Annotated in this window: 12 protein-coding genes; 5 read left to right on the forward strand and 7 right to left on the reverse strand. The window is 69.0% G+C overall.

Annotated features, from left to right (window positions below; translation table 11 throughout):
• Positions 1–2 precede the first annotated feature (2 nt).
• On the reverse strand, positions 3–923 hold the full coding sequence (locus WT97_RS29425; protein ID WP_059502454.1) for a LysR family transcriptional regulator: 921 nt from the start codon (positions 921–923) through the stop codon (positions 3–5).
• A 180-nt stretch (positions 924–1,103) separates the two neighbouring features.
• Between WT97_RS29425 and WT97_RS29430 the strand changes: the two genes are divergently transcribed.
• Positions 1,104–2,642: an MFS transporter gene (locus WT97_RS29430; protein WP_060037181.1), complete on the forward strand. Its 1,539-nt coding sequence runs from the start codon at positions 1,104–1,106 to the stop codon at positions 2,640–2,642.
• 30 nt (positions 2,643–2,672) lie between these two features.
• On the opposite strand, the gene WT97_RS29435 is transcribed toward WT97_RS29430, so the two are convergent.
• The 5 genes from WT97_RS29435 to WT97_RS29460 all read right to left on the reverse strand — a co-directional run bounded on the left by WT97_RS29435 (position 2,673) and on the right by WT97_RS29460 (position 8,981).
• Positions 2,673–4,052 carry an efflux transporter outer membrane subunit gene (locus tag WT97_RS29435; RefSeq protein WP_060037183.1) on the reverse strand — a complete coding sequence of 460 codons (1,380 nt, stop codon included), beginning with the start codon at positions 4,050–4,052 and terminating at the stop codon, positions 2,673–2,675.
• Positions 4,053–4,058: 6 nt separating this feature from the next.
• Positions 4,059–6,104, reverse strand: coding sequence for a MacB family efflux pump subunit (locus WT97_RS29440; protein ID WP_060354907.1), 2,046 nt, complete (start codon positions 6,102–6,104; stop codon positions 4,059–4,061).
• 2 nt (positions 6,105–6,106) lie between these two features.
• Entirely contained in the window at positions 6,107–7,297 is a 1,191-nt protein-coding gene (locus tag WT97_RS29445) for an efflux RND transporter periplasmic adaptor subunit (protein WP_060037228.1), read from the reverse strand.
• 456 nt (positions 7,298–7,753) lie between these two features.
• Entirely contained in the window at positions 7,754–8,335 is a 582-nt protein-coding gene (locus WT97_RS29455) for an HD domain-containing protein (protein WP_059502463.1), read from the reverse strand.
• 79 nt (positions 8,336–8,414) lie between these two features.
• A complete protein-coding gene (locus tag WT97_RS29460) occupies positions 8,415–8,981 on the reverse strand; it encodes a helix-turn-helix transcriptional regulator (RefSeq protein ID WP_059502465.1) in 567 nt (188 codons plus the stop codon).
• Positions 8,982–9,227: 246 nt separating this feature from the next.
• Between WT97_RS29460 and WT97_RS29465 the strand changes: the two genes are divergently transcribed.
• From WT97_RS29465 to WT97_RS29475, 3 genes are all read left to right on the forward strand, one after another.
• Positions 9,228–10,631: an HdeD family acid-resistance protein gene (locus WT97_RS29465; RefSeq protein ID WP_059502468.1), complete on the forward strand. Its 1,404-nt coding sequence runs from the start codon at positions 9,228–9,230 to the stop codon at positions 10,629–10,631.
• A 94-nt stretch (positions 10,632–10,725) separates the two neighbouring features.
• Positions 10,726–11,298 (forward strand): hypothetical protein, encoded by a 573-nt coding sequence (locus tag WT97_RS29470; protein ID WP_059502470.1) that lies wholly within the window; start codon positions 10,726–10,728, stop codon positions 11,296–11,298.
• A 126-nt stretch (positions 11,299–11,424) separates the two neighbouring features.
• Positions 11,425–12,156 (forward strand): ribonuclease T2, encoded by a 732-nt coding sequence (locus WT97_RS29475; protein WP_034204357.1) that lies wholly within the window; start codon positions 11,425–11,427, stop codon positions 12,154–12,156.
• Positions 12,157–12,291: 135 nt separating this feature from the next.
• Here WT97_RS29475 and WT97_RS29480 read toward each other — a convergent pair whose 3' ends face one another.
• Complete coding sequence (locus tag WT97_RS29480; protein ID WP_060037189.1) at positions 12,292–13,815, reverse strand: FAD-dependent monooxygenase; 1,524 nt, start codon at positions 13,813–13,815, stop codon at positions 12,292–12,294.
• A 147-nt stretch (positions 13,816–13,962) separates the two neighbouring features.
• Here WT97_RS29480 and WT97_RS29485 point away from each other — a divergent pair, with 147 nt between their 5' ends.
• A complete protein-coding gene (locus WT97_RS29485) occupies positions 13,963–14,640 on the forward strand; it encodes a TetR/AcrR family transcriptional regulator (protein ID WP_060354908.1) in 678 nt (225 codons plus the stop codon).
• The last annotated feature ends 5 nt before the right edge of the window (positions 14,641–14,645 follow it).

The raw sequence follows: 14,645 nt of genomic DNA on the forward strand, positions 1-14,645 counted from the left end.
TCTCATCGCGCTTCGTCCGCTCGCTCGATCATCGGCGGAACCGCCTGCGCGAGCGCATCGATCACGCAGCGCGTCTTGCGCGGCAAGTAGCGCGTCTTCGGCCAGATCGCGTGAATGTCGCCTTCGCAGACGAAGCAGCGATCCAGCACGACCGCCATCTCCCCGCGCTTCACGTAATGGTCGAGCAGCCAGCTCGGCAGCCACGCGATCCCGAACCCCGACGCACCGGCCGCGGCGATCGCCTGCACGTCATCGAAACTCAGTTGATGCGGCATGTCGATCCGCACCGTCGAGCCGTCCGGCGCGCGCAAGTCCCACGGCTGCACCACGCCCGACCGCGAATAGGCGATCGTCCGGTGGTGCTTCAGGTCGTCGAGCGTCTTCGGTGTCCCGTAACGCGCGAGATACGACGGCGCCGCGCCGAGGCTGCCGTATTGCGTGCCGAGCCGCCGCACCGCGAGGCTCGTGCTGTCCGCGAGCGTGCCGATCCGCACCGCGAGGTCGATCCCTTCCTCGACGAGATCGACGAAGCGGTCGGTGATCGACACGTCGATCCGCAGGTCAGGGTAATTGCGCGCGAGGTCGAGCACGATCGGCGTCACGCAGTGGTGCCCGAACGCGAGCGGCACGCTCAGCCGCAGCTTGCCGCGCGCCTCGTGGCGGCCGCAGTCGAGATCGGCTTCCGCCGCTTCGAGTTCCGCCAGCGCGCGCACGCAGCGGTCGTAGTACGCCTGGCCGTCGTCGGTCAGGCTCTGGCTGCGCGTCGTGCGTTGCAGCAGCCGTGCGCCGAGCCGCTTCTCGAGCCGCGCGATCGCCTTGCCGACCGCGGAACGCGTCATGTCGAGCCGCTGCGCGGCCAGCGCAAAGCTGCCCGATTCCACGACCTGGACGAAGGTCGTTACGCCGTCGAGTCTGTCGGTCATGGCGAGATTGCGTCGATTGAGTCCTGAGATTCCCCAGTGCATGGAAATGCGTACGCCAATGGGGAGGTGAATTCTCACTATAGTACCGATTCCCGCTCAGCGTGCGTCGCCGGCCGCACGCGGCGAATCCTACTCAACCTGGAGGCGCGCGGCCTGTCGTCGAGCCGCCGCGCAATACGCATGACGCTATCCGACTCTCGCAGGAATGCGGTCGCACTCGCGGCCGTCTGTCTCACGTCGCTGATGTTCGGCCTCGAAATTTCGAGCGTGCCGGTGATCCTGCCGACGCTCGAACACGTGCTGCATGGCGATTTCAACGGCATGCAGTGGATCATGAACGCGTACACGATCGCGTGTACGACGGTGCTGATGGCGGCCGGTACGCTCGCGGACCGGTTTGGCCGCAAGCGCGTGTACGTGATCGGCACCGTGCTGTTCGGCGCGACGTCGCTGCTCTGCGGGCTCGCGCCGAACGTGCCGGTGCTCGTGGCGGGCCGGCTGCTGCAAGGCGCGAGCGGCGGCGCGATGCTGATCTGCCAGATCGCCGTGCTGTCGCACCAGTTTCGCGAAGGGCGCGAGCGCGGCCGCGCATTCGGGATCTGGGGGATCGTGTTCGGCATCGGCCTCGGGTTCGGGCCGATCGTCGGCGGCGCGATCGTCGCGCTGGCGAGCTGGCCGTGGGTATTCCTCGTTCATGCGCCGCTCGCGGCCGTCGCGCTCGTGCTGATCGGCGGCGCGGTGCAGGAATCGCGCGATCCGCATGCGGGCTCGCTCGACGTCGCGGGCATCGTCACGTTGTCGCTCGCGGTGCTCGGTCTCGCGTTCTACATCACCCAAAGCGCGGAACTCGGATTGACGAGCAGAGCCGGCCTCGGCGTGCTCGGCGCGACCGTGCTCGCGCTGGTGGGCTTCGTCGCCGCGGAGCGCCGCAGCGCGCGGCCGATGTTCGACTTCTCGGTGTTCCGGATTCGCGCGTTCACCGGCGCGATCTTCGGCTCGATGGGAATGAACTTCAGCTTCTGGCCGTTCATGATCTACCTGCCGATCTGGTTCCAGGTCGCGCTCGGCTACGACAGCGTGACGGCCGGCCTCGCGTTGCTCGCGTACACGCTGCCGACGCTGATCGCGCCGCCGTTCGGCGAACAGCTCGCCCTGCGCTACGGGCCGGGTGTCGTGATTCCGGGCGGCCTGTTCACGATCGCGGCCGGTTTCGTGCTGATGCGGTTGGGCAGCGCGGCCGATCATGCGAGCTGGCTGACGATGCTGCCGGGCTGCGTGATCGCCGGCATCGGGCTCGGGCTGACCAACACGCCCGTCACCAACACGACGACGGGTGCGGTGCCGAGCGCGCGCGCCGGGATGGCGTCGGGCATCGACATGAGCGCGCGGATGATCTCGCTCGCGCTGAACATCGCGGCGATGGGCTTCGTGCTGGTGGCGGGGATCGTCGCGAGCCTGAAGCGCGGGCCGGCCGGCGCGATCGGCGACGCGGCGCTGCGCCGGCTCGCGCAGGAAATCGCGTCGGGTCGCACCGACGGGCTGCAGGCCGTCGCGCCGGCGCTCGCGCAGGCCGACCCGACCGGCGCGGCGCTGCACGCGGCGCTGGTGCATGGGTTCGGCTGGGTGATGGTGTACGGTGCGGCGGGCGTGGCCGTGCTCGCGACCGCGAGCATGGTGGCGTTCGCGCCGGCGCGGCGCGGGGCGGCCGTATGCGAATGACGCAGCCGGCGTACGGCATATGGCGGCCGGTCAGGACGTCCCGCCGCCGAGCGCGCGGTAGAGCTTCATCTGGTTGTTGAGCCGGTTCAGGCGCGTCAGTTCGTCGGCGCTCTGCGCGCTTCTCAGGACCTGCTGCTGGTCGAGCCACGGCTGCACGGCGGTCGCGCCGGCCGCGAAGCGCGCGGCGGCCAGCCGCTCGGCGCGCTGCGCCTGGGCGAGCGACAGCGCGCGCTGTTCGGCCTCGCGTTCGAGCTGCACACGGGCCGACAGGGCGTTCTCGACTTCCGCGAGCGCCGTATGGAGCCGCTGGCGGAACCCGACCACCGCTTCCTCGTACTGCGACTTCGACACCTTGATCTGCAGCTGCATCGTGTTCCACTGGATGAACGGCAGCGCGAGGCCGAGCCCGAGCGTGCCGACCGGGTTCGTCAGCACACGCTCGAGGCTCGTGCTCGTCGTGCCGGCGCTGCCGGTCAGCGTGAAGGTCGGGTAGAAGCTCGTGCGCGTCGCGTCGACCTGCGCGAGCGACTCGCGCAGCCGGAATTCCGCCGCACGCAGGTCGGGGCGCCGGCCGAGCAGGCTCGCGGGCAGGCCGGCCGCCACGTCGGGCGGCGCGGCGTCGGGCAGTGCCGTCGGCTCGGCCGCGAGCTGCTGCGGCGGCCGGTCGAACAGGATCGCGAGCGCGTGCCGGTTCTCGGTGCGCTGCTGGATCAGTTGCGTTTGCGCCGCGCGTTGCGCGGCGAGGCTCTGTTCGGCCTGCGCGACATCGAGCTCCGACACGGCGCCGGCCGTGTGCCGCGACCGGACGAGCGCGAGCGTGCGCACCGCATACGCGATGTTCGCTTCGCCGAGCGCGATCTGCCGATTCAGATAGCCGATCTGCCAGTACAGCGCCGCGGTCGTGCCGATCAGCGACAGCCGCGCGGCTTCGAGATCGGCGGCCGTCGCGTCGGCTTCCCAGTGCGCGGCATCGCGCAGCGCGGCCAGCCGGCCCCACAGGTCGATTTCGTAGCTGAGCGAACCGGTGAGGCTGCTCGCTCGGCTCGTTCGGTGGGTATCGAGCGTGCGCGACACGGCGCCGTTCGCGCCCAGCGTCACGTTGGGTGTCAGGTTCGTGTCGACGAGTCCCGCCTGCAATTGCGCGCGATACACGCGGATCGCCGCGATCGCGAGATCGCCGTTGGCGCGTAGCGCGCCGTCGATCAGCGCATCGAGTTGCGGATCGCCGAAGCTGCGCCACCAGTCGCGCGCGGCGGCAGGCGCGTCGGCCGCGACCGGCGCGGCCCAGTTCGCGGGCATCGCGACGGCCGGCAGCGGATCGTGGCGCACGCCCGCGCAGCCGGCGAGCAGCGCGGCCGCGCACGCGAATGCGCCGAGGCGGTGAAGCGGGGAGGATTGCGTGATGGCCATGTTTCGTCAGTCGCGCGCGAGCGCATCGATCGGATCGAGCCGCGACGCGTTGCGCGCAGGCATGAACCCGAAAATCACACCGGTGAGCGTCGAGCACACGAACGCGGTCGCGATCGCGCCGGCCGAGAACACCATCTTCCACTGCGCGACGAACATCGAGAACAGCGCGCCGAGCCCGAACGACAGCGCGATGCCGATCGTGCCGCCGAGCAGGCACACGAGCACGGCCTCGACCAGGAACTGCTGCAGGATGTCGGACTGGCGCGCGCCGACCGCCATCCGGATGCCGATCTCGCGCGTACGCTCGGTGACCGACACCAGCATGATGTTCATCACGCCGATCCCGCCGACCACGAGCGAGATCACCGCGATCAGCGAGAGCAGCAGCGTCAGCGACTGGCCGGTCTTCTCGACGGTCTTGACCACGCTGTCCATGTTGTACGTGAAGAAGTCCTTGCGGCCGTGGCGCTGGATCATCAGTTTCTCGAGGCTTTTCTCGGCGGCGGCGCTCGGCTGCCCGTCGCGCACGCGCACGGTGATGCTGTCGAGATAGCGCTGGCCGAACAGGCGCCCGCTCGCGGTCGTGTACGGCACCCACACGTTCAGGCTCTTCACGCTGCCGAATGCGCTTTTCTTGTCGGCGGTCACGCCGATCACGACGCACGGCACGTTGTCGACGAGGATCGCTTCGCCGACCGGATTGCGCGTCGCGCCGAACAGCTTGCGGCGCGTGTTCTGGTCGATCACGACCACCTGCGCCTGGCGGCGCACCGCGTCGTCGTCGAACGCGACGCCGAGCGCGAAACGCATCCCGCGCGCCTGGAAGTAGCGGTCGCCGACGCCGCTGACGAGCGCATTCACGTTGATGTTGCGATAACGCAGCAGCAGCGTGCGCGACGTCTCGGGTGTCGCGCTGTCGACGTACGGCTGCTCCGCGAGCGCGGCGACGTCGTCGGGCACGAGCGTCTGGATCGTGTCCGCGCGGCTGTCGCCCCAGTCGGTGCCCGGATAGAGGCTGATCGTATTGGTGCCGATGCTGCCGATCTCGTCGAGCATGTAACGCTTCGCGCCTTCGCCGACCGCGACGATCGACACGACCGACGTGATGCCGATGATGATGCCGAGCATCGTCAGCAGCGTGCGCAGCCGGTGCGACACGAGCGCGATCCAGGCCATCCGGCACGCCTCGCCGAAGCGGCCGGTGCCGGCGGCGAAGCGTCGGGCGCGCGGGGCGGGAGCGGTGTCGGCGTCGGCGTCGACGGCCGGCGGGGCATCCCCGGAAGCCGGTGCGGACCGCCCGTCGGGTGCCGTTTCGGCCGTTGCGGCTGGCCCGACGCCGGATTCCGCGAGCGCTTCCGCGTAGTGGCGGTTCGGCCGGTCGGCGACGATCTCGCCGTCGCTGATTTCGATGATGCGCCGCGCATGGCGCGCCACCGCCTTGTCGTGCGTGACGATCACGATCGTATGGCCGAGCGCGTTCAGTTCGTGCAGGATGCGGATCACGTCCTGGCCGCTTTTCGTGTCGAGCGCGCCGGTCGGTTCGTCCGCGAGGATCACCTGGCCGCCGTTCATCAGCGCGCGTGCAATGCTCACGCGCTGCTGCTGGCCGCCGGACAGTTGCCCGGGCCGGTGATGCGCGCGATCGGCGAGCCCGAGGCGCGCGAGCAACGCGCGGGCGCGGGCGTGCCGCTCGGCGCGCGGGGTGCCTGCGTAGATCGCCGGCATTTCGAGGTTCGCGACCGCGTCGACGTGCGGCAGCAGGTGATAGCGCTGGAACACGAAGCCGAAGTGCTCGCGGCGCAACTGCGCGAGCTCGTCGCTGTCGAGCATCTGCGTGTCGCGTCCGCCGACCGTGTACGTGCCTTCGCTCGGATGATCGAGGCAGCCGAGGATGTTCATCAACGTCGACTTGCCGGACCCCGACGCGCCGACGATCGCGACGATCTCGCCCGCGTCGATCGACAGGCTGACGTTGTTCAGGACGACGACGTCCTTGTCGCCGGCCGGAAAGCGTCGCGTGACGGCGGCGAGTTTCAGCAGAGGCTGGCTCATCGTTACACCACGTCCGACAATGGCGCGCGCTCGTCCGCCGACGCTTCGCCGATCACGACGCGCTCGCCGTCCTTCAGGCCGGCCAGCACTTCGACGCGCACGTTGTTGTTGATGCCGATGCGGATGTGACGCGTTTCCGTGCTGCCGTCGGCGCGCAGCACGCGTACCGCGACGGTGCCGTCCTTGCGCTTCTCGCCGAGCGCAGCGGCCGGAATGATCAGCGCGTTGCGCGCGTTGCCGAGCACGATGTTGACCTGCGCGGTCATCGCGATGCGCAGCCGGTGCTCGGGATTCGGCACGTCGAACAGTGCGTTGTAGAACACCGCGCTGTTGGGCTTCGCGCTGCCGCCTGCGCCGCCGAGCGTGCTTTGCGCGTCGGCGTAGTTCTGCGGTGCCGGTTCGATCGCGCGCAGCTTGCCGTAATGACGCTTGTCCGGTTCGCCGAGGATCGTGAAATAGGCGCTCTGGCCGGCGCTCACGCGGATCACGTCGGCTTCCGATACCTGCGCCTTCACGGTCATCGTGTCGAGATTCGCGAGCTTCAGGATCACCGGCGCCTGCTGCTGAGCGATCACGGTCTGGCCTTCCTGCGTGACGATCGCGACGACCTCGCCGTCGATCGGCGCGACGATACGCGTGTAGCCGAGGTTGGCCTGTGCGGTCTCGATCTGGATGCGGGCCGAACGGATCTGCGCGGCGAGCGACGCGAGGGTGGCGCGCTGCACGTCGAGCGCCGCGCGCGCGGCCTCGAACGCTTCGCGCGACGTCGCATCGTCGGGCAGCATCGCCTGCTGGCGGCGGAACGCGAGCTCGGCCTGTGTCAGTTGCGCGGCGGTCGATTGCTGCTGCGCGCGCAGGCTTTCTTCGCTGGCGCGCGCCTGGCGCAGCGCGTTTTCCGAGATCACGGGATCGATCTCGGCGAGCCACTGGCCCTTCGTGACCTTGTCGCCGAGCTTGACCTTCAGCGTCTTCAACTGCCCCGACACCTGCGCGCCGACGTCCACTTGCTTGAACGCCTGCAGCGCGCCGGTCGCGAGCACCGCATTCTCGAGATCGCCGCGCGTGACGGGCGCGGACAGGTACTGCGGATGCTTGTCGGGCGCGCAGGCCTTCAGCGTGACGCCGGCGGCGATCGCGACGATGGCAAGGGTGGCCAGCACGATGCGCCGGCGGCGATGGGTCTTCTGGATCATGAGAATGCAGCGAGGATGAAGCAGGCGCCGGCAATGCGTGCGGCCGAACGGAACGATCCGGTCGGTGTCGCATGCCGGACGCGTTGTCCGCGACGGGTTCCGCGTACGCATCGCGCGGGTGTGCCGAATCGAATCAGGCGCTCATGGTAAGCGAGGAATTCGCGCCAAATCGTGTGGAAATTGTGCTGAATTGTGTGGATGCCGGACCGACGCGCTGCCGAACAGTGCAATTGTTTCGATCCGTGAAAAGGCGACGATCCGCCGCGCGACGACAATCGCCATCATCGGCCGGTCGCGTTTTTCGTCGAGCGGGGCAGCGCGTCGACTTGCTCGAGCGCCGGCCCCCATTCGTCGAGGTGCGTGACCGTGAAGCCGCTGCCGATCGGCAGGCTTACGAGCGTGCATTCGCGTTCGTACGAGCGGGGCGAGCGGGGTAGCCCGCCCGATCTCGCGAGCTCACGCGCGGTGTCCGCCCGCGTCGATCCTGCGCTGCGTATCGGCATCGACGATCTCGCGGATCGCGCTGAACAGCGGTGCGGCGTCGGTGTAGCGACGCCCGTAGCCGAGATTGAACGCATAGTCGAAATCGGGCGGATTGCTGCCCTGGTTGTGCTGCAGGATCGTTTCGAGCTTGTCGAGCGCCTTCGCCGCGCGGGCTTCCGGCGAGGCGGCTGCCTCGTATTCATCCCACAGCGCGACGATCTCGTCGCGCACCGCGCGGTCGAGCGGCGCGGTCAGCGTCAGCAGGTCGTCGCGTTCGTGCGCGCGCTTGTCGGGGTATGCATCCTGCGCGATCGCGGGGATGTCGCCGTGCAGCGCCTCGCCGAGGTCGTGGACGACGCACAGTTTCAGCAGCTTCAGCGTGTCGACGGCGGGCAGTGCATCGGCGAATACGAGCGCCATCAGGCATAGCCGCCAGCTGTGCTCGGCCGTGCTTTCGGGGCGGCCGGCCGACGTATGGCCGCTGCGCAGCACGTCCTTCAGGCGTTCGGCTTCGCGCAGGAAAGCGAGCCGCGCGTGGATCGTATCGGGATTCATGGTCGGCGTCCTTGCGATGAGCCGTCAAGCGTATGCCGGCCAGCCGGGCTTCGTCCACGCATGAAATATGCGTGGACCGTCAGTGCACGTCGAGCGTTTCCACGAGCCGCACGGCCGAGCCGTCCGACAACGTCATCCGTGTCCACCGGCACCGGCTGCCGCGAATCGGCACGACGCGCGACGCATTCGCGCCGGTGTCGAACTCGACGCTCGGCGGCCCTGCGCGTTCGTGCCAGCCGAGCCGGTCGAGCGCGGCTTCCATGCGGACGATCTCCGGCGTCGCGTAGCGCCACAGCGACGTGCCGAGCAGCGTCGAAAGCGGCCGCGAGAACTCGGCCGCGCGCGCCGGCGAGCTGGCAAGCAGACGGTGCGTGAGATCGCACACGAGATGCATGCGGCCCGCACTGCCGGCGATCAGCCGCGCGAGTGCGTGGTCGCCCGCGGAATCGAGGCGCGCGGCGAGCAGCCGTTCGGCCGTCGCGCGTTCGTCGGGCGACATCTGCTGGAGGCCGGCCTCCCAGCGCGAGATCGTCGATTGCGCGACGCCGAACAGCTCGGCCGCATGGCTTTGCTTCACGCGGTGCAGCGCGCGCCAGCGCTTGAGTTGCGGGCCGAGCGAGGACGGATGAAGCGGTGAGGCATTCATGACGATGCTCCTGTGGCAGCGTTGCCGTGCGCGCCCCGTCGGAATCGTTTTCGCGAGGCTTTCAACCGGTCTCACCATATCTTATTATTCGGCCAGAGCGGTGCGTGCCGGCCACCATCGATCATGTGAGCGACATGGTGCGCCGGCAACGATGACCGCCTTCCGGCCGGCGCGTCGCCCGACGCGCGGTCGCAACGACAGGGAGCGCGAGGCCGTGCGTTTCCCGAAAAAAGATACGAGGGCGCAATGGTACGACTGGTGTTGCTGCTGCTGGGCATCGAATATCTGCGAACCCGCTGGCGCGGGTTGACCGTGCTCGGCTGGCTGTGGGTCGTCGCGGGCGTCGGCATTTTCGTCGATGCGCTCGACGGCGCGCTGCATTTTCCGATCGAACTGTTCGCATGGCTGTTCCTGATCGAGGGGCTCGCGACGCTCGCGGTGGCTGGCAGCGGGGTCGGCGGGCAGCGCATCCTGCGCTACGTGAAGGGCATCGCGGTCGTGGTGGCTGCGGGGCTCGTGTTTGCCGGCCATCATCACGGCCACTTCCTGCTGTCGATGATCTTCGGCACGCTGTTTCTCGTCGACGGGCTGTTGCAATGCACGTCCGCATGGATGGTGCGCTATCGCCGCTGGCACGTCGCGTTCGCGTGGGGCGTCGTCGAGATCCTGCTGGCGATCTTCTTCTTTCAGCCGTACCCGACGCACTACGTGGGCACCGTGCCGTACTGCCTCGGCCTGTTGCTGACGTTCGGCGGGATGCACATGCTGAGCCTTGCCGCACGCGTGCGGCGGCTGACACGCAACCCGGCGTTCGCGACGTCGCCCGCGCCGGCGCTGGCGCCGGATCTCGACGATGCGCCGAACCTGCCGCAGTTCGCGCAATCCGAATGGGACGGCCCGCCGGCCGACGGCGAGCGGGCGCTCACCGTGCACGTGTGGACGCCGACCGGCACGTCGAAGGCCGAAGCGCAGCGTTATCCGGTGATCGACCGCTACATCGCGGCGGTGGACGTCAACGGCGTGATCTCGACCGGCCATGCGGCGCTGGAGTCGCCGGAGGGTATCTACATCAGCCTGTATCCGGGCGTCGAAATCGATCGTTCTCCGGACGAATTCACGCGCATCCTGCGTGCGACGCGCGAGAACGACGTGCCGGGCCTGTTCCAGCCCGACTATGCGACCGAGTCGAAAGCGTGGTGTCCGTCGACGGTGCGCGTGCGCATCCGCAACTACGATCCGGCCAAGCTCGATGCGTTCTGGTCGTCGTACCGGCAGAACACGACGTACAACCTCACGCACCGCAACTGCTCGAGCTCCGTGTCGAATGCGCTCGAAGCCGCGCTCGACGGCGCGGTGTGGCGGCTGAAGGGCGCGCGGGCCGGGTGGGGCGCGTTCGTGCGGCTGCTGCTCACGCCCGAGCTGTGGGTGGCCGCGCAGATCCGCAAGCGTGCGGTGACGATGGCGTGGACGCCCGGGCTCACGCTCGACTATGCGCGCGCGCTCAGCATGCTCGCCGATCCGCGTCCGTTCGCGTGGTGGAAGGTTGCGCGCTCGGCCGTGAGCGCGATCATGGCGTCGCGCCGCGCGTGGCGCGAGCAGGACAGCGCGGCGCTGTCGCCCGGCGGGTCGGAGGCGGCGTCGATGAAGTGAACGCGTGGCGCCGGACGCGGGCCCGACGTCACGAGGGGCGCCTTCGCGCGGCGCCGCGATATTGCCTGCCATCAGCCCCCCACGGACGACGACGATGAACAACACGAGAGCGTTCCGCATCCTGATTCCGGCCGCGCTGACGCTGGCGAGCGCCGGCCTCGCGCAGGCGGACACGGACGAAGTGCCGCGCATGAGCAACGACGTTTACCGGATGTCGGTGTCGTTCTGCTCGAACGTCGCGGCCGCCGAGAAGGTCGCGTGCCAGGGCGACATGATCGCCGCGGGCAGCCGGATCGTCGCGGCGCTGGGCGGCCTGCCGCCGGCGTCCGCCACGGCGATCGACGAAGGCGCGCGCAACAAGCTGCCGCCGGCGGAGCGTAACGGGCTCGCGCCCGTCGAGCCGGCCGCGATCGACAAGGACGACGTTCTGGCCGGCCTCGCCGGCATGGTGCGCCTCTGCGACGTGTACGAGCCCGAACCGGCGTCGCGTGCGCGGCACCACGCGGCGCTGCAGCAGAAGGCGCCCGATGTCGCTCCCCGTGTCGAGGCGTTGCTGGCCGATGCGTCGACGGCGGCGCGCCGGCGCGTCAGCATCGGCGTGTGGCAGATTCTCGCGCTCGAGGGCCCCGAAGCGTCGGCGCGCGCGTGCACGCAGCTCGGCACCTGAGCGATCGCGCATTCTTTCGTCCACCTTCACATTCGTGCCATGTTGCGTCAGCAACAATCGCGGGCAGACATTCGACAACCTTGCGGCGCATCCCGCGACCGCAAGCCCTTTCCGAGGAAACACGCCATGCTCAAGACGCTCGCCCGCGCCGCTGCCGCACTCGCCGTCGCTTCCGTTTCACTGCACGCCGCCGCGCAGACCAGCTACGACTACCTGTTGCTCGCCGCATCGTGGGAGCCGGGCTTCTGCGCGTCGCACGACACGCCGGAATGCACGAACCTCGCCGGCTCGTATGCGGCGACGAGCCTGTCGCTGCACGGGCTGTGGCCGAACCGCTACGACGGCAATCAGCCGTTCTATTGCGGCGTGCCGCAGAGCGACATCGACCTCGACAACGCTCACCAGTGGTGCAGCATGGACGCATACCCGATCAGCAGCGCGACCCGCAACACGCTGTCGACGTACATGCCGGGCGTCGCATCGTGTCTCGACAAGCACGAGTGGTTCAAGCATGGCACGTGTTCGAATTCGGCGACGCCCGATGCTTACTGGAATCAGGCGTCGGGCATGATCAGCCGGTTGGGCAACACGTCGTTCAACGCGTTCCTGCAAGCGAACGCGGGCAAGACGGTCACGCGTAACCAGTTGCTGTCGGCGTTCGAAGGCGCGTTCGGCAGCAACACGCGCAGCGCGGTGTCGCTGAAGTGCACGAAGACGAACGGCGTGAGCTACTTCACCGAAGCGTGGATCGCGGTGAAGACGAATGCGACCGCGCAGTTTCCGAGCGCGGCGTCGCTCGTGACGGACGGCAATACGCAGGGCACGTGCCCGACGTCGGGTGTGTTCATCGCGAAGTGACGGGGCGCGGCTGACGTGCGCGATATCGCGCACGTCGCGAGCGGTCAGGGTTGCGGCATGGCGGGTGGCATGGGCATTCCAGCATGTTGGGCGTGCCGTTGACGGAGCGCATGCGGGTTTGTCGGTCGGCTGCGCTCAACGCGTCGCGGACGGCACGCCGAACCACCGCATGGCCGCATGCGCGACTGCGTCCACGTCCGCATCGTCATTGCAGGCCCATGCGACGAAGCCGTCGGGGCGCACCAGCACCGCGCGCAATCCGAGCCGGTCCTTCGCGTCGCTCGCGAGATACGCGATCCGGTCGTGCCAACGGCTTGCGAGTGCCCGAAGCGACGGGTTCGCATCGAAGTCCAGCAGCATGCCCTTGCCGTGCCTGACGTGTTCGCCGAGCCGCGTGCCGTCGGCCAGTTCGAAGTCGGGAACGCCGTGGCCCACGAGTGGATGGCCGCCGCCGAGATCGTACGCGAGCGACACGCCCCACAGGCGCTCGGCGAAGTACGTCGCGCCGTCGCGCGTGTCGACGAGATCGCGAATGATCGCGGCGAGCGCGCGCGAACTCGGAGACGGTCGCATCAGCGCGACCTGCGCACGCGACCAGTCGAGCACGCGTGCGCCCACCGGATGCCGTTCGTTCGTATAGCTGTCGAGCAGCCCGTCCGGCGCGTCGCCGCGGATCGTCGCGGCCAGCTTCCAGCCGAGATTCATCGCATCGCCGAGCCCGAGATTGAGCCCCTGGCCGCCGAGCGGCGAATGGATGTGCGCGGCATCGCCCGCGAGCAGCACGCGGCCGTTGCGGTACGTCGATGCCTGGTACGCGCGATCGGTCCACGTGGCGGCGAGCCGAAGCGCGGTCAACGTGACGCCGGTGCCGGACACGCGGCGCAGCACGGCCTGCGCATGCTCGAGCGTCACCGGCCCGCCCCGGTGGAATGCGCCGCCGTCGAATTCGACCAGCGCGACGGTTCCGGGCGGCGTGTAGGTGTACATCCCGGCCGCCGTGTGGTGACGGCCCGGCAGCAGCGCGCCCGGATCGGCGAACTCGGCTTCGATCGAGTAGCCGGTGAACTCGGCGTCGGTGCCGGCGAACGCGAAGCCGCCGGCTTTGCGGACCGCGCTGCGCCCGCCGTCGCAGCCGACGAGCCAGCGTGCGTGGAATGTCTCGCCGCCGGCGTGCAGCGTGACGCCATCGTCCGACTGATCGAAGCCTTCGACGGCGACACCGCGCCGGATCTCGACGCCCGTTGCGCGCGCGCGGGCGCTCAGCACGGATTCGACCCGCGCCATGTCCGTCGCCATGTGCGTGCCGGCCGGGCCGGGCAGGTGATATGGCCACTGCGACGTATCGACGTCGTCGTGGAAGAACTGGATGCCGGCGAAATGGCCGGCCGGCCGACGCGATTGCTGCATCCAGTGCGCGGTGTCCTTTGCACGGGACGGTAGCGCGATGCCGTCGAGCAAGCCGCGACGATAGAACGCGTCGATGGTCGGCGCGGACAGGCCGCGCATGCCGAACGGGAGATGCTTCAGCGGGGATTCCGGATCGTCCGCCTGTTCGACCACCAGCACGGAGGCGCCGGCGAGGCGTAATTCGCACGCGAGGAACAGGCCGACAGGGCCGGCTCCGGCGATCGCGACATCATGGGTCACGGGCTCGTTCATCGGTGGCTCGGTTTCGGGCCAAGGCGGCCCCGGTGTGATCGAGAGGGCGGTACGCACCGGCATTGCGCCCGCTTCGGGAAAGTAATGGAATGTCGTTCCATCGGCGAGATATTGGAACGATGTTCCAGATGTGTCAAGCTAGCACCCATGAAAACCAGCAACCGGACCGAGCGGCGTGCGGACGCGCTGTCGAAAGAGCGGATCGTCGAGGCCGCGATCGGGATACTCGACCATTCAGGCGAGGGCGCGCTGACGTTTCGCACGCTCGCCGCGCACCTGGCGACCGGAAGCGGCGCGATCTACTGGCATGTCGCCGACAAGCAGGACCTGCTCGCGGCGGCCGCGGATCAAGTGATCGAGGCTGCGCTGACGGACGTGCCGACGGAGCGCGACGGCGATGCGGCGGAAGCGATCCGGCGCATCGCGCTGCGCCTGTTCGACGCGTTCAGCGCGCATCCGTGGGTGGGTGCGCAGTTGTTCCGGGAGCCGTGGCAGCACGCGGTGCCGAGGATCCTGGAGCGCATCGGCGGGCAGCTTCAGGCGCTGGGTGTGCCCGAGTCCGCGCAATTCAATGCGGCGTCGGCGCTGATGCATTACATCTTCGGGCTGGCCGGCCAATACGCGGCCGGTGCGCGGCTGCATCCGCGCGAGGCGGGGCAGCAGGCGATCGTCGCGGCCGTGGCCGAGCGGTGGGCGCAGCTCGAACCGGCGCAGTATCCGTTCGTGCGGAAGGTGGCCGAACAACTGGCCGCGCACGACGAGCGCGCGCAGTTCCTGGCCGGCATCGATCTCATTCTGGCGGGAATCGGCGTGGCGGCTCGGTAAGCCCG

Origin of the sequence: Burkholderia sp. MSMB1459WGS (assembly GCF_001534535.1) — a bacterium.
Lineage (GTDB): Bacteria > Pseudomonadota > Gammaproteobacteria > Burkholderiales > Burkholderiaceae > Burkholderia.

Excerpts from the sequence above, each read along its gene's own strand:
- WT97_RS29425 (WP_059502454.1), bottom strand. The coding sequence starts at position 923 with ATGACCGACAGACTCGACGGCGTAACGACCTTCGTCCAGGTCGTGGAA.
- WT97_RS29430 (WP_060037181.1), top strand. The coding sequence starts at position 1,104 with ATGACGCTATCCGACTCTCGCAGGAATGCGGTCGCACTCGCGGCCGTC.
- WT97_RS29435 (WP_060037183.1), bottom strand. The coding sequence starts at position 4,052 with ATGGCCATCACGCAATCCTCCCCGCTTCACCGCCTCGGCGCATTCGCG.
- WT97_RS29440 (WP_060354907.1), bottom strand. The coding sequence starts at position 6,104 with ATGAGCCAGCCTCTGCTGAAACTCGCCGCCGTCACGCGACGCTTTCCG.
- WT97_RS29445 (WP_060037228.1), bottom strand. The coding sequence starts at position 7,297 with ATGATCCAGAAGACCCATCGCCGCCGGCGCATCGTGCTGGCCACCCTT.
- WT97_RS29455 (WP_059502463.1), bottom strand. The coding sequence starts at position 8,335 with ATGAATCCCGATACGATCCACGCGCGGCTCGCTTTCCTGCGCGAAGCC.
- WT97_RS29460 (WP_059502465.1), bottom strand. The coding sequence starts at position 8,981 with ATGAATGCCTCACCGCTTCATCCGTCCTCGCTCGGCCCGCAACTCAAG.
- WT97_RS29465 (WP_059502468.1), top strand. The coding sequence starts at position 9,228 with ATGGTACGACTGGTGTTGCTGCTGCTGGGCATCGAATATCTGCGAACC.
- WT97_RS29470 (WP_059502470.1), top strand. The coding sequence starts at position 10,726 with ATGAACAACACGAGAGCGTTCCGCATCCTGATTCCGGCCGCGCTGACG.
- WT97_RS29475 (WP_034204357.1), top strand. The coding sequence starts at position 11,425 with ATGCTCAAGACGCTCGCCCGCGCCGCTGCCGCACTCGCCGTCGCTTCC.
- WT97_RS29480 (WP_060037189.1), bottom strand. The coding sequence starts at position 13,815 with ATGAACGAGCCCGTGACCCATGATGTCGCGATCGCCGGAGCCGGCCCT.
- WT97_RS29485 (WP_060354908.1), top strand. The coding sequence starts at position 13,963 with ATGAAAACCAGCAACCGGACCGAGCGGCGTGCGGACGCGCTGTCGAAA.